This window comes from Maribacter sp. ACAM166 (assembly GCF_005771495.1).
Lineage (GTDB): Bacteria > Bacteroidota > Bacteroidia > Flavobacteriales > Flavobacteriaceae > Maribacter.
Genome location: NZ_VAUW01000048.1, coordinates 1 through 18,964, shown reverse-complemented (window position 1 = coordinate 18,964; position 18,964 = coordinate 1). Strand labels below are relative to the sequence as shown.

Sequence of the window (18,964 nt, the reverse complement as noted above, 5' to 3'; positions counted from 1 at the left end):
GTTATTAACTTTACATCAACATGCTTACCCCGCTTCCCGTTAGAACAGCGCGCTCAGGGTAAGCTTTTTATTTTTATACCAATGCCTAAAGTTCCATATGAAAAGCCTGCGCTTACTTATGCAGAGCAAATTCAGCAACTACAAGAAAGAGGGCTTGAAATCACTAACATTCCAAGGGCTACACACTTATTAGAAAGTATTAGCTATTATCGATTGAGTGGTTATTGGTACCCAATGCTTGCAGACAAAAGTAATCATCAATTTAAGTCAAACTCCGCTTTTCAAGATGCTTTCCAATTATATTCATTTGATAGGGAACTAAGAGTTTTAATTTTAAGGGAACTTGAAAAAATCGAAGTTACGATTCGTGCAAAGATGATTTATCTTCTCTCACATGAACACGGCGCTTTTTGGTATGAAGACTCTAATTTATTTAATAATCATATCAGACATAGTACTAGCTTAGGAAATTTACAAAGAGAATATGAGCGAAGTGACGAGGAATTTATTGATGCATTTCGAGAAAAATACTCCAATCCGCTTCCACCTAGTTGGATGATGTTGGAGATTACTTCATTTGGGTCATTGTCTTTTTTATATAGTAATCTTAAATCAAGCAGAATAAAACGAAATATAGCAAGACATTTTGGAATGAATGATAGGACGTTTTCATCATGGATTCATAGTATCGTTTATTTAAGAAATGTTTGTGCACATCATAGTCGTCTTTGGAATAGGGTTATGAGAATACAACCCATTAGACCACGAAGCATTTATAAAACTTGGTTAGAAAACGATACCGTATCGAATAATCGTTCTTATTACATATTATCTATCATTTTGTTCTTAATGCAGACTATCAATCCAGAGCATTCGATAGTGGCTAGATTTAAATCTTTACTGGAAAAATACCCAAATGTTGACGTGTTTGCAATGGGATTTCCTAAAAACTGGGAAACAGAAACTCTTTGGTCAACCGTTGATAATGAAAAGTAAAAAGTGACTATCAGAGATGGTAAGTAATTACTATCGGTAGCAAATCGTCTAATCAAGTTGAAACTTTCATATAGAGTTTGTATTAATGTAAAATTTCAAAAGGATAAGGAATTTTGATGATATGATGACAGAATTCTTTTAGGTCAATATTTATGGTAGTTGAAGCTGTCATCAAATTGTCATCATTTTGTCATCAAAAAAATTAATGATGACGGAACAGTTTTTAAACTATTGAAGAATGATGCGGTGATGACAAATCGATGACGCTTTGAGACCAATGATTTTGGGGTGTTGGGGACATTGTCATCATATCATCAAAAATTCAGGTAAAACTGTTTAGCTTTTGAAAAAAGAAAGATGCTGTGTTCTACTACTATATTGAATCTTTTCAATTATCTCCAGTTTTAAGAAAAACCAAATACTAGCTACCTACTTACCTAAAGTATGCGAATCGTCCTGACGGCGGATGCTACCTTAAGGTAAGTTCTTTAACCCCTTCTTACCTAAGTATTACCTACCCTACCTAATAAGGTAACATAGGTAAGCACAAAAAACAGTCCGACCTAGATAAAAACCCCTGTATTCATTAGGTTAGGTAGGAAGGTAGCCGGAATTCAATGAAAAAAAGGCTGATGAAAAGAAAAAGAGTAAAGTATTTTTTTCTTTTCATCAGCAGAACATATCAGAGTAAAATGAAGCGTTAAACGATTAGAAAAAGGACAATCTAAAATTTTGGATATGTATCATAGAATTGAAAATGTTTATAAAGGCAGTAAGCAAACTGAAATGCTAAAAAGGAACTTGGTCAGGAAGCGCGAGATGTGTCTTTGTTGCCACAAAAATAAACTCGCTTTACTCCCGATGGTCGCAAAGTAATATGAATCGAAAAGAAAGAGTTCCAAATCAAAAGTAGGGTGCGCCCTATTTCGATTTTACTTTACGCTTATCTACCGGAACACTATAAAATCGAAACAGGATCCATGCGCAAGTAAGTTATGGTAAGATTTGGGGGTTGATAATTATTAAGCCACTATTAATTCATTGGCATCATCCAAAACGGTATTATCAAAACGTTTCAAGTAGATTTCGGTTGTTTTTAAAGAACTATGTCCTAGACCTTCACTGATGATAGCGGTGGAAATACCCATAAATTTTGCAATTGTGGCCCAAGAATGACGAATTGAATAGGTTGTAAAATGTTGTTCTATTCCAGCATCCGTTGCAATTATCTTAAGCCTTTGGTTTACCCTTCTCCTTATGGTCTTGTACTTTTCATATTTTGCTGTACTGCCATCATAATTTGCAGGAAATAGAAAGTCAATATCTTCCTTATCCTCTAAGTAATAACTTAAAATCATTTTTAACTCGCTTGTCAACTTAACCGATAATGGATCTCCAGTTTTACTACGGCCGTAAAAAATTCTTTCCAAACGAACATTTGACTTTTTGAGCTTTACTAAATCTATCAAATTCATTCCTCGGCAATTGAACATGATAAGCGCATAATTTTTGGTATGCCACAATGCTGACCCTTTTTCGTAAGTTAATTTTCGAATTTTCAGAAAATCTTCTTTGGAAATCGCTCTTTTCTTTGTTTGGTTGGAAGAAGGGATTTTATAGCGATGAAAAGGATTCTTGGCCACTTCTATTCTATCTTCGTTAATAGCAGCATTGTAAATTGCCCTAATCGCCCTTAGAACGGAGCTAATACTATTTGGTTTCACTCCTTCAGACTCTTTATGTATTTGATAGTCCTTGAGCATTGTCACATTGAGTTGATCTAACCTAAGATCCTTGTTATTATTAAATTTAATAAATGCTTTTATCCCGCTCTTATACCATTCTGCTGAGCTTGGCTTATTGGATTTAAGTTTTCTATCGATAATTACTTGGCCCCAATCGGTTAACATCAATCCATTAGACATCTTACTTTTAAGTTCTGGACTTATCTGGTTTTCCCACTTTTTTTTGATTTCTTCAACTAATGTGTCTACGTCCAAATATTGAATGGCATCACCCAGCTCATTTATTAAGCTGCGGGCGTCGTGATGTTTATTATAAAGTATATGATTGATTTTTGAGCAGTCTAAGCTTTTATTAACCAAAACGGAACGCTTTAAAGAAAAAGAATTGGAATCCCATCCATTTTTTGATGTTTCATATGGTAATCTGATAATCCTAGGCTTAGTATGGAACACACGTAAAGCAATCGGAAAAAGTTTGGAAAGAGCGTTTTTCGATGATTTTCTTGTATCTAATATGAGCCTAACTTTAGCCATTTTTCGATGCTTAATCTACATCAAGTTAAGTATAAAAATGCACACTCTGTGCACACTTTTGTTTGCATTCAAATGAATTCATTTGAATGCAAATCTTATTAAATATCTGAAAATCAGAAGATTATATGCAATTTTGATTTTGTTAAAAGTGTTAAATTGCGGACTGGCAGGCAAGAGGTCACCGGTTCGAATCCGGTATTCTCCACCAACTACAATAAGGCTTTCAAGAAATTGGAAGCTTTTTTATTGTAAAGTAATACACGAATTGCACGCGTTTGATGCATCAATTTTTACTTTAAAGGTTTAGAGCTATTCTAGTTTTTCGTCTAACCCGAATTCACAAATCTATAACGCCAAAGTAAAAAGAAGCTTTATAAAAAAGTGCATTCGACCTTTTTGAATACTCCAGTTATATTCTACTTAAAAAAGTGCAATAATATTGAGAACAAGGTTACTCCGTAAAAAGGTCTGTTAAGAAAGGTAATAAGGAACAAAGTCCGACTCAAAATCAGGGAGTCCCTGGTTCGAGCCCAAAGGGGTCACTTAATTGTCAAGTAATTATAATAAAATGTATCTACTTTTTAATTTTACAGTATGCTAATTTTAAATTGTTTTGCAATATCTGCGTATAGCCCTAATTCTGGAAGGAAAGTGGAACCTAATATTATGACGGTATTCCCTACTATATAAGGGACTTTAAGAAATGTAAAACTCTTGGCTTGAAGTAATTACAGTTTTTCTTAAAACCTTACGAATTAAAAAAACGAGTAATAAGGATGATGCTTGGATCTTGAAGTTTGAAATTAAAGTAGAGTGAAAGTTGAAATAAAATGTTTGTTTGAACTATGGAGAACTGTACTATGGTTTTTCTTAGGAGACACTGTTGTGTACCGTCATTTTTAGTTCATAGAGTATCGTTACTATACTATCTTTTGTAATTGATTTCCCCAAAAAACCTATTAACGAATAGTAAACCTCAGTCGTTTGTTCAAGCATTCTATTTTGAATGAGTTTTTTTGAACTCTATTTCTACGGGAGTATTCAAACTCCGTTATTATTTTCTTATTAAATTCAGCTGAAATCTTATTTTTTCACCTATTGTTTTAACTTATGTATTTGCAAATAATTAGTAATCTTTTTCTTGTAATAACCATTGAAGGATTCGCAGCAATATTTTTAAAACACCAGACCTTCATTATATCTTGACTACATCATTCAGTTCAAGTGTTGACCCCAAATTTTAAATATAACCTACAGCAAATAATAGCTATTTTTTATGGTGCTATTATTATTCAACATTAACCTAAATTGAATACCCAATAATTTGTAATTAATATATATTCAATTAATCTACACTATACTTTGCCCGTTTAATTGAAAAAATCACAACTATAAAAGTAAGATTATATCTTACAAATAAGTAGACTAATACTTAATATAAACGTATAGTAATCTATTTCTTACACATTAAATGTGTAAATTCACAGCCAGTTTTATAAGAACTAACTGTTAATTATACCTTTTTTGTCCTGTTTAGATTACATTTTGATTCACAAATCTTCACATTACCTATACTATAGGATATAAAACTATAAAAGAATTTAAAACCAAAATATACACTCAAAAAGTAGCTGTATAACTCGTAACTAAATGTCCATAATTTTTTGCAATTCTAGGTTAATATCTAATTACCATGAATAAAAATTTACTTTTCAATTTAACAACTATCGTATTACTATTATTTTCAAGTATACATTTTAGTTCAACTTTTAATTTAGGAATACGCAACTCTTTTGAAGGGCATACCCGAACTGCAGCTATTGAAAACCCACCTCTTTCTGTTAGTACTATTTCCATATTTCGTTTAGCCGATTGTAATCCTGCGCCTGTTGTTGATGTTTTAGATAGTGCGGGTGAATTTGCTCTTTTTACTAGTATTGGTGCTGTAACAAATTTTAATAGATCTGCAATAGATGGTGACATTGGCTCAGATGTTGGTGCTATATCAGGTTTTGCGCACCCAACTCAGACAGACGGAGATATTTATAATGGAGACACTGTTACAGCACAAGCTGCAATAGATCTAGACGACGCTTATACTGCACTTATGGCTTTACCAAATACGGTAACTGGGCATGCGCCAACATTTGGAAGTGGAGAAACCCTAAATACAGGAGTTTATTCTGTATTGTCAGCAGGGTCTTTAGCAAAAAGTATCACCTTAGACGGTCAAAATGACCCCGATGCAACATTTATTTTTAAGTTTGCAGGAGCATTTAATATAGTGGAACAATCAAGAGTAATTTTAATTAATGGAGCGAAGCCTTGTAATGTTTTTTGGATTGGCGGAGCTGGGATTACCACTGGTGCCATTAGTATAGGAGCTGGCTCTTATGTAAAAGGAACATTCCTTTCCCATGGTGGAGCCGTTAACTCAGAAGTAGGTACATTTCTGCAGGGCAGACAACTTTCTACAGAGGGCGCCATTAATAGCAATAGAGCTTTAGTGAATAAAGATGACCTTGGAACTGTCATTACGAATAGAAAACCTACATACAGGGTGAAAGTCAATTAGGAGAGGTTTTTTTTAATCGATTTATCCTCAAAAATGTTTTCTCGTAGGATGATAGTCAAGTCTCTACTTACACATGAATAACAAGTTTAGTTGGATCTCCTCGAACACTATGGACATACTAGAATATGCTGGACATATAGTTGATAGAAGAAGGCGTGAATTTATTTATGGAACAGATTATAATTGCCAAATATATTAAATCAGGGTTTTTCGTGCGATAGACAAAATTAAGCATGGGTCTCTGAAATCACCTATTTATAAATTGTAAAAGGCAGGGTCTATTTAGCAGTAATTATAGATTTGTTCCATCGGCAAGAGGTCACTGGTTCAAATCAGGTATTCTCCACTAGTTAAATATAGACATACGCCGATATGAGGGCTTTTTTTACTATACACAGTTTATGCACACTTCTCCATAGAATTTAACTCAAATAGAGTGAAATGGGGTCAAAATGACTCAAATAGAATTCTTATTTCGATAGTAATCATAGCTAATATGTATGCGGAAAACATAGCGCTATTACTATGGATTCGTAGAAATAATTGTCCGAATAATCGTTCCTATTACATAACCAAAATACTCTAAAAGACCGGGCTTCTCTAGACTGAAAAATAAATTCTTATAATCAACCTGCTCTAGTGCTAAACTTCAATTGTGCGTAACCATTTCGTTACTTCAGCTTTTACTGTTATGCCTAGTCTCCTTTTATAAAAAAACAAACAGCATTCCACTGCAAACCACCTTTGATAGAAAAGTCTTATAAAATTTCGCACAGCGACAAGTTTTTTTGCCTTCTTGAAACCACTGCGTACATTATACCCCCTAAGTGGGTATTGAATGGAATTATGTACTTTCTTGTAGTTTCTGAAGATGCCTTGAAAAAGCACTATTTAACTCCAAGGGCCAGAATTATCACTTCTGCTGTGGTTAGGGTAGAACTAAAAAGGGGTATCGGACCTATGTATGCTTAGGCAAGGCAGGGCCTAACCTAAGGCGATATAGATGTTATGGAATTCAACGAAGCCTTTTCTACGTAAGCATTAGCTAGTAAGCGATAACTTGGTTTAGCCGATGATGATTTAAGAATAAATTCGAAGGGTAGTACAATTACTATAGATCACCGTTTGGGAATGTCAGGAACACGTATTTTACAAGCTGCGACTAAAGAGCCTGTTCGTACAGGATGTAGGTATGCCCTAACAGCTATGTGTATTTGTAAGGGATATGGAGTAATTATTGAATGGGTTTAAAAATTGAAGAGGCGCGTATACAGTTGTGTTAATTACCTACTGTTTACATGCCTCTTGTTTTATTACTTAGTCAGTTTTCTACTCAGTTCTTCTAAGGATATTCCTTTAGTCTCTGGCATTTTTGTCAAAGCCCAAATTAACTGAAGTGCCATCATGCCGCCAAAGAAATAGTAAATATACCACACTGCGTTTCTGAGAATTCCTTCAGTAGAATCTAAGAAAAATGGAGTAATCAAAGTAATTACTGCAGCAAAAATCCAATGTACACTAACTCCCCAGGACTGTCCGTAAGCGCGAACGCTGTTAGGGTAAATTTCAGAGATAAAAACCCAAATTACGGCTCCTTGTCCAATAGCATGTGAAGCTACGAATGTACAAATGAAGGTCAGTGTTAATGTAGACCCTAGGTTCAGTTGGAAGCAAAGGCCTACCATAATCAAACTTATGATATAACCTATAGAGCCTATAATAATAAGTTGTCGTCTACCTAGTTTGTCTAATAAACGTACCCCAATAATGGTAAATACTAGGTTAACAATTCCGATAGCAATCGAATTGAATAATGATTCCTTACCACCCAGACCAGCTTGTTCTAAAATTTCTGGGGCATAGTAGAGCACAAAATTAATTCCTGAGAGTTGATTAAAAAAGGCAATAAAAAAACCTAACCAAAGTATTCTTGAATATTTTTTCTGAAAAAGACCTTCACTTTTATGGGAATGCTTTAAGTCCATTTTAATTTCAAGTAATTGTTTCTGAGCCTTTTCTTTTGGGTGTATAACCTCTAATATCTGTAATGCGGCGGCATCATCTTTTTTGTGGAGTGCTAACCACCTTGGGCTTTCGGGAACAGTAATTACCATTATGGTGTATATAAAGGCCGGTATGGCCTCTACACCCAACATCCAGCGCCAATCGTTGGCCCCATCAAAATCTTTGAGCAACCAATTCGATACAAAGGCGATAAGAATTCCAGAAACTAACCAAAATTGATAGAGACCGCCTAGTTTACCACGATTTTCTTTAGAAGTGATTTCCGATATATAGATAGGAGCGGCAACAGAAGAAATTCCGACACCTACACCACCTATAAAACGAAATGCGGAGAAAGAATAAGGGTCAAATGCAAGTGCGGAACCTAGGGCTGATACTAGAAACAGGACGCCTACCCAAAGCAACGTCTTTTTACGTCCAAGATTTTTTGTGGGGATACCTCCGAAAAGTGAACCGACAACAGTTCCCCATAGTGCCATACTCATAATAAAGGTACCATGGAATATAGGAGAGGTATTCCATAATTGTTTTATAGGTTCGTTTGCCCCACTGATAACAACAGTATCAAAACCAAATAAAAAACCGGCTAACGCAACAGTAATGGACCAAACAAGTATTTTGTTCATTTTAAGAATTTTAGTAAGCGTTAAATATAATAAATCAAAACCGTTAAATCTTGTTCTTTAATGGGTACGTTGATTTCATATAAATGGTAACTTGTTATATTAATTAAACAGAACTATGAAAGATTTGAAAAATAAAGTTGCCTACATTACTGGAGGTACAAAAGGAATAGGTTTTGGGGTTGCAAAAACTTTGCTAAACCAGGGAATGAGGGTAGCGATAAGTGGTAGGTCAAAGGAAAGTGTAACACAGGCGTTGAAAGATTTTAATAATGATTCCGTTTTGGGGATTGTATCCGATGTATCGAAAATGGAAGATGAAAAGAATGCAATCTCTAAAATATTGGATACTTGGGGTCAATTAGATGCAGTATTAGCCAATGCCGGAGTTGGGAATTTTGCACCGATTGATGAATTGTCTGATAGCGATTGGCACCAAATGATAGATACAAACCTGAATGGTGTTTTTCATTCCCTTAAGGCTTCAGTAGCGGCGTTGAAAATATCTAAAGGATATTACATAACGTTGGCAAGTTTGGCAGGAACCAATTTTTTTGCCGGTGGAGCGGGTTATAATGCTTCTAAATTTGGAGTAGTTGGTTTTACTCAAGCAGCAATGTTAGATTTAAGAAAGTATGATATTAAGGTTTCTACTATTATGCCGGGCTCTGTGGCGTCACATTTTAATAATCATGAACCAGATGAAACCGACGCTTGGAAAATACAACCCGAAGATATTGGCGAATTGGTGTTAAATTTATTAAAAATGAATCCAAGAACATTGCCTAGTAAAATTGAGGTAAGACCTACTAGGCCTGATAAAAAATAAGAATTAGACTTCCTTTTCTATAAATGGAATATCAGGATTACAAATTTCTGTAATTAAATTCGTAAGAATCTGTTCGAACTCATAAATTACATTGGTATCAATAATGTGATTTTTGGCGCCACGTGCAGATTCTTTCTGTGCAAATAGTAAGGTGCCTTCTGCAAAGTTTTTTAAAGAAATGATTCCTGCGTGTATGGCCAAATCTTCCTTGGGATAGGTTTTGAAGTACATAAGTCCGTAGCATAACAACTGAAATGCTTTACTGAACTGATAATCGTCGGTTAGAATTTCCCAATCTATTAACTCCACATTTCTTCTTTCTACTTTTCCGGTTTTATAATCAATGATACGGGTAATACCATCAAACTCATCAATACGATCTAATTTACCTTTTAATTGAATAGGAAAATCTAACCCTTTTATTGGAATGGAAACTTCTAAAGATTGTTCCAAACCAATTATTTTGATTTTGTGATTTAAAAGTAATTCAATCTCGGCATCAATAAAGGTCTGAATATACTTGAGAATAACATGAAAGGATAAGTAATTTTTACCTGTTCTTATATTACCTTCTTTAAATGTTTTTTCAAAGTTTTGGCGAACGATAGAATGTATGTTTTGTTTTAGGCCGTTAAGAAGATCATGGGTGAGGTATATGCCAATTAACGGTGTGTACAATGCTTCTAAAGTATCGTGTACAATAGTCCCGAAAGTATTTGGAGCAAGAGTTTCTTCCACCTCTAATACATCATTTATATTAAGTAAGTTCTGTTTGTAGAAGTCTATAGGGTTTCTAATATAGTTACTTAACGAACTTGGGGAAAAGCCTTTCTGGGCTTTTTCTCTAATAAGCGCTACTAGGCTCTTAGTTTTAGGGATACTCTCGTTTTCTTTTGTATGAGCTTGTATATTAGGTGTAGCTATATATTCTGTTATATCAGTTCTGTTTTCATCGGTTAACAGTTGTGTAATCAACCTACTTTTTTCACCACCTTCTAATGCATCAGGTTCTGTATTGTAAATAATATAAACGTTTTTTGCTCTTTGTAGTAACCTGTAGAAATGGTAGGTGTATATGGCATCTTTTTCTTTATAGGTAGGCAAGCTATTTTTAATTTTTAGATCGAATGGTATAAAGGAGTTATTTGATTTTCCCGAAGGAAGAATACCTTCGTTTACCGAAGTTAGTATGATTGTTTCAAAATCTAAGAGCCTACTTTCTAGCATTCCCATAATTTGAATACCTTCTATAGGGTTACCTTGAAAATCTAATGTTTCAGTGCTTAGAAGTTGTTTGAAAAGGTGTTTAAGGCTTTTAAGGTTATTGATATATGAAAACGAACTGCAAAGATCTTTCAGTTGATTAAATAAGGTGTGAAATTTATACAGTTGCTCTAGTATGAGCGTATTCTGTTTAATGGACTCTAAAGTTCTAAGGGATTGAATTAGACCTAAAAAATTATCTATAAGCACACTAGGATTATTCTGAACATCTTGAAACAGTAATGAGGCTGATTTCTGGGGTGGTATTAATTCATTAATTTGTGATAAGGTCACATAAGACCAGTTGTTGGTTTTTATTTTTAGGATAAGCGCATCAGCAGATATTTCATTTGCATCAAATAGAAGAACAGCATAGGAATGGGTTAGTAGGTTTAGCAGATGCTTGTAAAACCAGCCTTTTTCAGTCTTCTGTTCATGAAATTCTATAAGATTAGTGAAGAAACTCGCTAATGTGGTTGACTCTAATTTTTGGCCCATGGTAATATTAGTGGCCATGATATTTTGTGGGATGGTGTTTAATAATGGATTTAGTAATTCTTCGTTTCCTAAGACGATAGCAGCATTACTTAAAGAATCTGGAGTTTCATTTTGTATTTTATTCAATACATCACCTACATAATTGACTTGTGACATATTTTTAGGAACGCCTATGATATCAATATGTTTTTTGGCTGTATAATGATTGGAAAGGCCCCTGAGGGGTTTGTCTTTTAAAACTCTCCATGTGTTTTGGTACTTTCTTATAAAATACCCTGCGTCATGAATGTTATCTTTTAAGAAGTACGGGTCTATATCCCAATAGATGGATGAATCTATTTGGTCAAGAATAGTCTGAATTAAAATACTTTCCGCAGTATTTAACGCATTGAAGCCAAGGAAAATATGTTTTTTAGAATTGGTTTTGAGGTAATTGGATAATTGTTCTACTGAGGTTTTGTAAATAAGGCCCTGGTGGCCTAGTCCTTGTTTTAGCAGGTTTGAATTGAATCGGTTATAGATACCTTCTAAATGCCTCCAGAAATGAAGGTAGTTTTCAATCATCTCAGATTTTTCAGTATTTAAAGACCAATGATTGACTTCTTGAATGGCTGCTACATTTTGATACAGAGTAGAGGCATCCACTAAATACCGATCGATTTCATTAAAATCCTGTAGTACTATTTGGCCCCATTTTAAAAAGGAGTCAAATGATTCTTTCTCGTAAGTTCCTTCTGAAATATATGCATTGTAAAGTTCAAAAAGTTGGCAGGTTGTGTTTGCTGTTACTAGTCCAGATATCTTTTCTATAAAATCTTCAATACTATAGATTTCTGGTGCTACAACTGTTTTAGAGATAGACTTTGAAAGAATTTTTTTGAGAAAAACTCCAGCACGTTTACTGGGTAAAATAAAGATTACCTCTCCAGTATCGTGGTGCGTACTTAGTACGTCTTTGACTACATCTTCAATGAAACTTTGCATAGGGTAAAAATAAAAAAGCTCCGCATATTATGCGGAGCTTTTATTCATTAAAACACTTAAGGTTTATTTTAACTTATTTTACTAAGTTAATTTCTACCCTTCTGTTTTGAGCTCTACCAGCTCTTGTATTATTTGTAGATATTGGCTTCGCTTCACCGTAACCAACTGCAGACAATCTAAACTCTTCGATTCCTTTGTCAACTAAGAATTCTTTTACAGAAAGAGCTCTTGACTCAGAAAGACTTTGGTTTAGTTTTTCGCTACCTACACTGTCAGTGTGACCTTCAACAGTAAATTTAGCGTTAGGATATTCTTTTAAGATTGTGATAATGTCAACCATAACAGAAGTTGATTCAGCTTTGATTGAAGATTTACCAGTATCAAACAAGATAGTTCTAGCATAATCGTTCAATTGCTTTTGTACTTCTGCAGTTACTTCTGGACAACCAGCGTTAGCTACTGTACCGGCTACATCAGGACAAGTATCATCTTTGTCAAGTACTCCGTCTCCGTCAGTATCAGGCCAAGGACAACCTTTGTTTTCAGCAGGACCAGCTTCAGCAGGACAAGCGTCATCTTTATCAGCTACACCATCGCTATCAGCATCAGGACAACCAGCTAAAGCAGCAACACCAGCTTCGTTAGGACAAGCATCATCTTTATCAGCAACACCGTCACCGTCAGCATCAGGACATCCGTTCATTTCTTTAGAACCAGCTTCGTTAGGACAGCTATCTTTGCTATCTTCTATACCATCGCCGTCAGCATCAGGACAACCGTTGAAAGCTTCAAGACCAGCAACTTCTGGACAAGCATCATCTTTGTCGTAAATACCATCACCATCAGTATCAGTTCCACCAAATTTAACTGAAATACCAGCTAAGTGTTGGAAATGTTTTACACCGTAATCTTCGAAAGCGTGCTTATAATTAGATTGTAATGTAAGAGCTAAGTTTTCAGAGAACCAAATGTTAAGTCCAAGACCTCCATTTGCAGTACCAGCTCCAATTTCATCAATCCAAGTATAACCACCACCTATTTCGATAAATGGATCAAGAACGGTAGTTCTTTGGATTAAATTATATTTTATTGTACCATCTATTGCATAGTGAGAAAGATCATCAACGCTAACGTCACCTAATTTGCTAATCTTGTTAAGAGATCCTCTTGCTCCAACAGAGAAGCCGTCTCCTACGTACTTAGATACTCCTACATAAGATATAGAAGGTAAAATGTTCCAGTGATCGTTCACATTAAAGAATTCATTGCCAAAAGAACTTACATCCCCAGTTGGATATACGTCAATAGCATTAGCCCCGAACTGTACTTGCCAAGGGTTATTCTCGTCTTGCGCTTGTATGTTGTTCATACCTACAACTAGTAGGGCAACAACCAATAATTTGCTAAGATGTTTCATGTTCAAATTTTTAAGTTTAAGTGTTTATTAGCCACAAATGTAACTTGTTAAATATTATTAACAAAATCAATTTCCTATTTTTTTTAACGCATTTAATAGATTAAAAAGTGCATTTAAACGATTTTCAGTTCTTTTCCAACCGCTGTGAACGCTTCAATGGCAGTGTCTATATGAGTCTTGGTATGTGCTGCGGATAGTTGAACCCGTATGCGCGCCTTGCCTTTTGGCACTACAGGGTAAAAGAAACCTATCACATATATGCCTCGTTCCAATAGTTTGGTAGCCATTTCTTGAGATAATTTTGCATCGTAAAGCATTACAGGTACAATCGCAGAGTCGCCGTCTACAATATCAAAGCCTGCTTCTTTAATTCCTTTTTTAAAGTACGCAGTATTTTCCTGTAGTTTATCACGAAGCGATGTGTCTTTTTCTAACATATCAAAAACCTTGATTGATGCACCAACAATTGCCGGCGCTAATGAGTTAGAAAATAAATAAGGTCTTGAGCGTTGTCTTAGTATAGATATAATTTCCTTTTTACCTGTCGTGTAACCACCCATAGCTCCACCTAATGCTTTACCCAGGGTTCCGGTTATGATATCTATTCTTCCCAAAACGCCTTTTTCTTCCAAAGTACCTATTCCTTTTTCTCCAATAAAACCTGTTGCATGACATTCATCTATCATAACCAAGGCATCATATGTATCGGCAAGGTCACAGATTTTATCTAATGGGGCAACAATACCATCCATAGAGAATACACCATCGGTTACAATAATTTTAAATCTGGCACCGTCTTCATTTGCTTGTTTCAGTTGTGTTTCTAAATCTTGCATATCACTATTGGCATAACGATATCTCTTAGCTTTACACAAGCGTACACCATCGATTATAGAAGCGTGATTTAAAGCGTCTGAAATAATTGCATCTTCTGCAGAAAGCAAAGGTTCGAATACACCTCCATTAGCATCAAATGCAGCGGCATATAAAATAGTGTCTTCGGTACCGTAGAAATGAGCTATCTTTTTTTCAAGTTGTTTGTGTATATCTTGTGTCCCACAAATGAACCTAACCGACGACATGCCAAACCCATGGGTGTCCATGGCATCTTTCGCAGCTTGTATCACATCCGGGTGTGATGATAACCCTAGATAATTGTTAGAGCAAAAGTTTAAAACTTCTTGACCTGTGTTAATTTTAATAACTGCATCTTGAGGAGACACGATAATTCTTTCTTCTTTAAAAAGACCATCATTTTTAATTGCTTCAATTTCCTTCTCTAAGTGTTCCTTTATTTTTCCGTACATAATGTTTTAAATATATTCTAATTCTATTTCCGTATTAATATACACAATGATTTTTTGAGCTATGCTATACCCCATGCTTAAAAAACTTTCTGCATAGGAATTCAACTGATGTTGGTATTTCGAATTTCGTTCTCCGGTCTTATAATCAATGATAATAGCGTGGTTGTTTTCCATAACAACTCTATCTGGTCGTTGGGTCGTTCCATTTACTAACAGAAGTTCTCTTTCATTCAGCACCTCTAGTCCATCTTGATAAAAGTGATTTAGTTCTGGATGAAAAATCACCTTTTCAACGATTTCTCTCACCTTTTCAACTTCCATCTCTTTAAGCAAACCTTTTTGCAGGGCCATTTGTAGTGCTCTATCTAAATCTGAAGTTTTATAGATAGCGCCTAAAATATAATGAATCACATTACCTTGATTAATGGCAACATCTAAACCTTCATCCCATAAAAGACCTGCCGTTGCCAGAATCTTAAAATCGGGTCTATTTTTATTGGTATATATATAAGGTATAGTGTATTGATTTGGTCCTAAACGATTTTTTATTTTCTGACTTTCGAGTTCGCCAAAACTATACTCTAATTTTTCGGGTTCCCAAATGCCTGTATTTTTTAGAAAATGAATGAATAGTCCCGAATAATAGTTTGGATTATGATTACCTTTTTTATCAATGTTATTGGAGCTGATTATAAATAGTGCATTTACCGCCCTAGTTAGAACTACGTATAACAGATTGAATGCGTCTAATTGTAATTTTTGATGATCGATTTCATATAGTTGCGATTCTACTGCACCATAATTCTGTACCTCTTGTTTCTTATTAATTAGAAGTTCAGAAAAACCAAGGAATTCATGTTCATCGACCGAAAGCCATAACTTAGGGTCGATTTCTTCAAAAACATTAGAATTGGCAAAGGGAAATATCACAACAGGAAACTCCAGTCCTTTCGATTTATGAATGGTCATTATTTGTACCGATTCTAAATTCTCTGGGGTACTAATGCTGGCCGAATTTCCTTTTTTGTCCCAATAGTCTAAAAATGATTGCATATCTGGACCCTGTTTTTGTTCTACATCAAAAACCAAATCCATAAATGCAGATAGATGTGCATCTGAACTAGGAATAAGATCAAACAGTTTTATCGCATAGGCTAATCCATCAAAAACTGTTGCTTGCCTTAGTTTAGAAGCGTCAAAACCATATTCCTTCAACAAATGAATGTCAAGGCGGTTTAAATTTTCATAGATGTACGCATGTTTGTCATTTTTTCCTTCGGAAAGAAAATTTAAAATTTCATATTGTATATCCAATTCTTTGGGTTGAACCATGTATCGAATCAGCTGAACTAAAAATAGGGTTTTTGGATTTCCGCTTAGCAATAAAGAATCAGAGGATACTACAGGAATTTCATGTTGCATCAAATAATTTGCGAGTAGTAAACCATGTTTCTTTTTTCTAATGACAATACAAATATCACTGTAGGTATATCCTTTCGATAAACAGTTTTTAATTACCGTTAACGTTTCTAAGGCATAATCCTCATTGGTATCTTCAGCTAGCAAGTTGAGGTTGACATAACCTCCTTCTTGTTGATTTACTTCTTGTTGGTTACCAAGTTTAAAAAAATCTTGATACATGGAGTTTTCTAATAACGTACTTATACTTTGGAAAAAGCTATTGTTGAAATTTATAATTTCTGTGTAACTTCTGTAGTTCTTTGGTAAGGTAACTAAATTGGATGCTATAGTGAACGGATGCTTTTGATGTGTTGCCAATTCTAAAAACTGTTCAGCTTTGCCGCCACGCCATCTATATATTGCTTGTTTTGGGTCACCAACAAGAAATAGGGAGCCAGTATTGCCTAACCCGTCTTCGCCCTCCATTGCATTTCCAATTAAGGGAATAAGGTTTTCCCATTGCATTTGTGAGGTGTCTTGAAATTCATCAATGAAATAGTGTCTATATTTCTCTCCAAGCCGTTCATATATAAAGGGCGCAGGTTGATCCTTTACTTCCCTTGCTATTAAGGTGTTGAATTCTGATATGGATAATTGATCTTTCTCTACTTGAATTATTTTTAACTCTTTTTGAATGGCATTCAATAGCGCAAAGGGAACTATATTTCTATTGATATTAGCATATAAACTTCTTTTGTAAACTAGCTCTTTTATGTCAAGGTAGTACTTGAGTAATTGGGCAGAAAGCTCTATCGGGGGATTCTTAATTGCTGCTTTTAAAATTTTACCCTCAATTAGATTTTCCTCTAGTTTATTATTATACAATAGAGTAGTATTGAAATTACCGTCTTTTACTTTTTTAAAGTGATTGGGTAAAGTCTCTCTAGGAAAATCTTTATAGTCAATACCTTTGGTTACTATATAGGCGAGTGCGGTTGAGGCTGCTTCGACGGCTTGCTGTTCAAGTGCCTTATTTTTTGTTTTAAGAAGTAACTGTAGATTTAAGAAATCACCAATTTCATGGTTTTTAAGGTTTTTAAGGTGTTGCGCATTATTCTCGTCGAAAATAAGTTTACCTATTTTTAAAAGGTCAAATGCAATATCCCAACTTCGATCATCTTCAATTTTTTCTAGGGCAAAGTCCAAAAGTACTTTAGTGAACTCAGGGTCTTCACCGGCTTTACCAATAACCCGTTCTACGGCCTCCTGTAATAATAAATCTACATCTAGAACAACTTCAAAATTTTGTGGAATTTTTAAGTCCTTAGCAAAAGTACGTATGAGTCTATGTGTAAACTTATCAATGGTAGAAATATCAAAAAAAGCGTAGTTATGAAGAATCTGTTTTAATCTTAGTTTGCCCAAAGCGCCTAGCTCTTCGAAAGTGTAGTTTGTTTCATTTAAGATGTCCTTAAATAAGGGAGACGCTTCTTGAATCGATTTGGTAGATGAAAATTCAAATAGACTATTCAAAATACGATGTTTCATCTCATTTACCGCTTTATTGGTAAACGTAATCGCTAATATTTTTTTGAAGTTTTGAGGAGATGCCAGTATAATTTTCAAGTATACTTTTGCCAAGGCATAGGTTTTACCTGATCCCGCTGAAGCATTATATATAATAAAAGAATTACTGGACACTGATTTTTACTGCAAATTAAGGATTCCTATGCAGTTCTTAACAAATTATTAGGTCAATATAAATGTTAAAATTCGTAGCTTTGAGAGACAATTAATATTAACATTAAAATAAATAAATTATGGCCTTTCAATTACCGAAATTGCCTTACGCCTATGATGCTCTTGAGCCTCATATTGACGCTAGGACAATGGAAATACATCATACAAAACATCATAATGGATATACCTCGAAGTTAAATGCTGCGATTGAAGGTACGGATCTAGAAGGAAAATCTATAGAAGCTATTTTAACAGGTTTGGATATGAACAATGGTGCTGTTAGAAATAATGGCGGAGGTTTTTATAACCACTCTTTGTTTTGGGAAATTTTATCACCCACTGGTGGTGGTAAACCTAGTGGTGAATTAGCGGAGGCTATTGACAGTGCTTTTGGTTCTTTTGATGTATTCAAGGAAAAATTCACGACTGCGGCAGGAACTAGATTTGGTTCTGGTTGGGCATGGTTATGTGTTCATAAAGGAGGTAAAGTAGAAGTATGTTCTACGCCTAATCAAGATAACTCACTTATGCCAGGAGTAGGCTGTGGTGGTCATCCAATTTTAGGATTAGATGTATGGGAGCATGCATATTACTTAAACTATCAGAATAAAAGACCTGAGTATATTGAAGCATTCTTTAACTTAATTAACTGGAACGAGGTTTCAAAACGGTATAAGAATAGCAAATAGTTTTTATCAGGTAAAAATTTACTAAAGTCTATATTGAACCACTTAAGAAACAATCTTAGGTGGTTTTTTTGGTTTAAAAATAGAAAAGGGCGGAGAAATCTCCACCCTTTTCGTCCCAAATCTTACCATAAACTTAACCTACTTATGCTATGGCAAGACTAAATTACTGGTATTGTGTAAATAAAAAAAGAAATTTCAATAAAAAGAAATTTCTAAGTTCAAGTCATAAGTGCAACACGAATATTTAAAACAGATGGGGCTAGCCCCATCTGTTTTAGGCTCAATATTTATATTCGTTTTGATGAAACATTACAAACAATTGACCTTAGAGCAAAGGT

Annotated in this window: 12 protein-coding genes; 6 read left to right on the top strand and 6 right to left on the bottom strand. The window is 34.7% G+C overall.

The window, feature by feature from the left end; all coding sequences use genetic code 11:
* Window positions 1-81 precede the first annotated feature (81 nt).
* Window positions 82-996, top strand: coding sequence for an Abi family protein (locus tag ES765_RS19300; protein ID WP_138115982.1), 915 nt, complete (start codon window positions 82-84; stop codon window positions 994-996).
* 1,022 nt (window positions 997-2,018) lie between these two features.
* Here ES765_RS19300 and ES765_RS19295 read toward each other — a convergent pair.
* Complete coding sequence (locus ES765_RS19295) at window positions 2,019-3,275, bottom strand: tyrosine-type recombinase/integrase (protein WP_138115981.1); 1,257 nt, start codon at window positions 3,273-3,275, stop codon at window positions 2,019-2,021.
* A 1,693-nt stretch (window positions 3,276-4,968) separates the two neighbouring features.
* Here ES765_RS19295 and ES765_RS19290 point away from each other — a divergent pair.
* The 3 genes from ES765_RS19290 (at window position 4,969) to ES765_RS23015 (ending at window position 7,101) form a co-directional block, all read left to right on the top strand.
* Complete coding sequence (locus ES765_RS19290; protein WP_138115980.1) at window positions 4,969-5,850, top strand: ice-binding family protein; 882 nt, start codon at window positions 4,969-4,971, stop codon at window positions 5,848-5,850.
* Between the two features lie 846 nt (window positions 5,851-6,696).
* Window positions 6,697-6,822 carry a hypothetical protein gene (locus tag ES765_RS22625; RefSeq protein ID WP_262710698.1) on the top strand — a complete coding sequence of 42 codons (126 nt, stop codon included), beginning with the start codon at window positions 6,697-6,699 and terminating at the stop codon, window positions 6,820-6,822.
* A 114-nt stretch (window positions 6,823-6,936) separates the two neighbouring features.
* Complete coding sequence (locus ES765_RS23015) at window positions 6,937-7,101, top strand: hypothetical protein (protein WP_138115990.1); 165 nt, start codon at window positions 6,937-6,939, stop codon at window positions 7,099-7,101.
* A gap of 62 nt (window positions 7,102-7,163) precedes the next feature.
* Here the strand turns inward: ES765_RS23015 and ES765_RS19280 are convergent, their stop codons facing one another.
* On the bottom strand, window positions 7,164-8,501 hold the full coding sequence (locus ES765_RS19280) for a sugar porter family MFS transporter (protein WP_138115979.1): 1,338 nt from the start codon (window positions 8,499-8,501) through the stop codon (window positions 7,164-7,166).
* 115 nt (window positions 8,502-8,616) lie between these two features.
* Between ES765_RS19280 and ES765_RS19275 the strand changes: the two genes are divergently transcribed.
* On the top strand, window positions 8,617-9,327 hold the full coding sequence (locus ES765_RS19275) for an SDR family oxidoreductase (RefSeq protein ID WP_138115978.1): 711 nt from the start codon (window positions 8,617-8,619) through the stop codon (window positions 9,325-9,327).
* A 3-nt stretch (window positions 9,328-9,330) separates the two neighbouring features.
* Here the strand turns inward: ES765_RS19275 and ES765_RS19270 are convergent, their stop codons facing one another.
* The 4 genes from ES765_RS19270 to ES765_RS19255 form a co-directional block, all read right to left on the bottom strand.
* Window positions 9,331-12,072, bottom strand: coding sequence for a PD-(D/E)XK nuclease family protein (locus ES765_RS19270; RefSeq protein WP_138115977.1), 2,742 nt, complete (start codon window positions 12,070-12,072; stop codon window positions 9,331-9,333).
* A gap of 73 nt (window positions 12,073-12,145) precedes the next feature.
* Window positions 12,146-13,489 carry an OmpA family protein gene (locus ES765_RS19265; protein WP_138115976.1) on the bottom strand — a complete coding sequence of 448 codons (1,344 nt, stop codon included), beginning with the start codon at window positions 13,487-13,489 and terminating at the stop codon, window positions 12,146-12,148.
* 113 nt (window positions 13,490-13,602) lie between these two features.
* The gene (gene kbl, locus ES765_RS19260) at window positions 13,603-14,796 is read right to left on the bottom strand and encodes a glycine C-acetyltransferase (protein WP_138115975.1); all 1,194 of its coding nucleotides are present in this window, start codon (window positions 14,794-14,796) and stop codon (window positions 13,603-13,605) included.
* 6 nt (window positions 14,797-14,802) lie between these two features.
* Complete coding sequence (locus ES765_RS19255) at window positions 14,803-17,898, bottom strand: UvrD-helicase domain-containing protein (protein WP_138115974.1); 3,096 nt, start codon at window positions 17,896-17,898, stop codon at window positions 14,803-14,805.
* 119 nt (window positions 17,899-18,017) lie between these two features.
* Here ES765_RS19255 and ES765_RS19250 point away from each other — a divergent pair, with 119 nt between their 5' ends.
* Window positions 18,018-18,626, top strand: a complete 609-nt coding sequence (locus ES765_RS19250; RefSeq protein WP_138115973.1) for a superoxide dismutase — start codon at window positions 18,018-18,020, stop codon at window positions 18,624-18,626.
* Window positions 18,627-18,964: the final 338 nt, after the last annotated feature.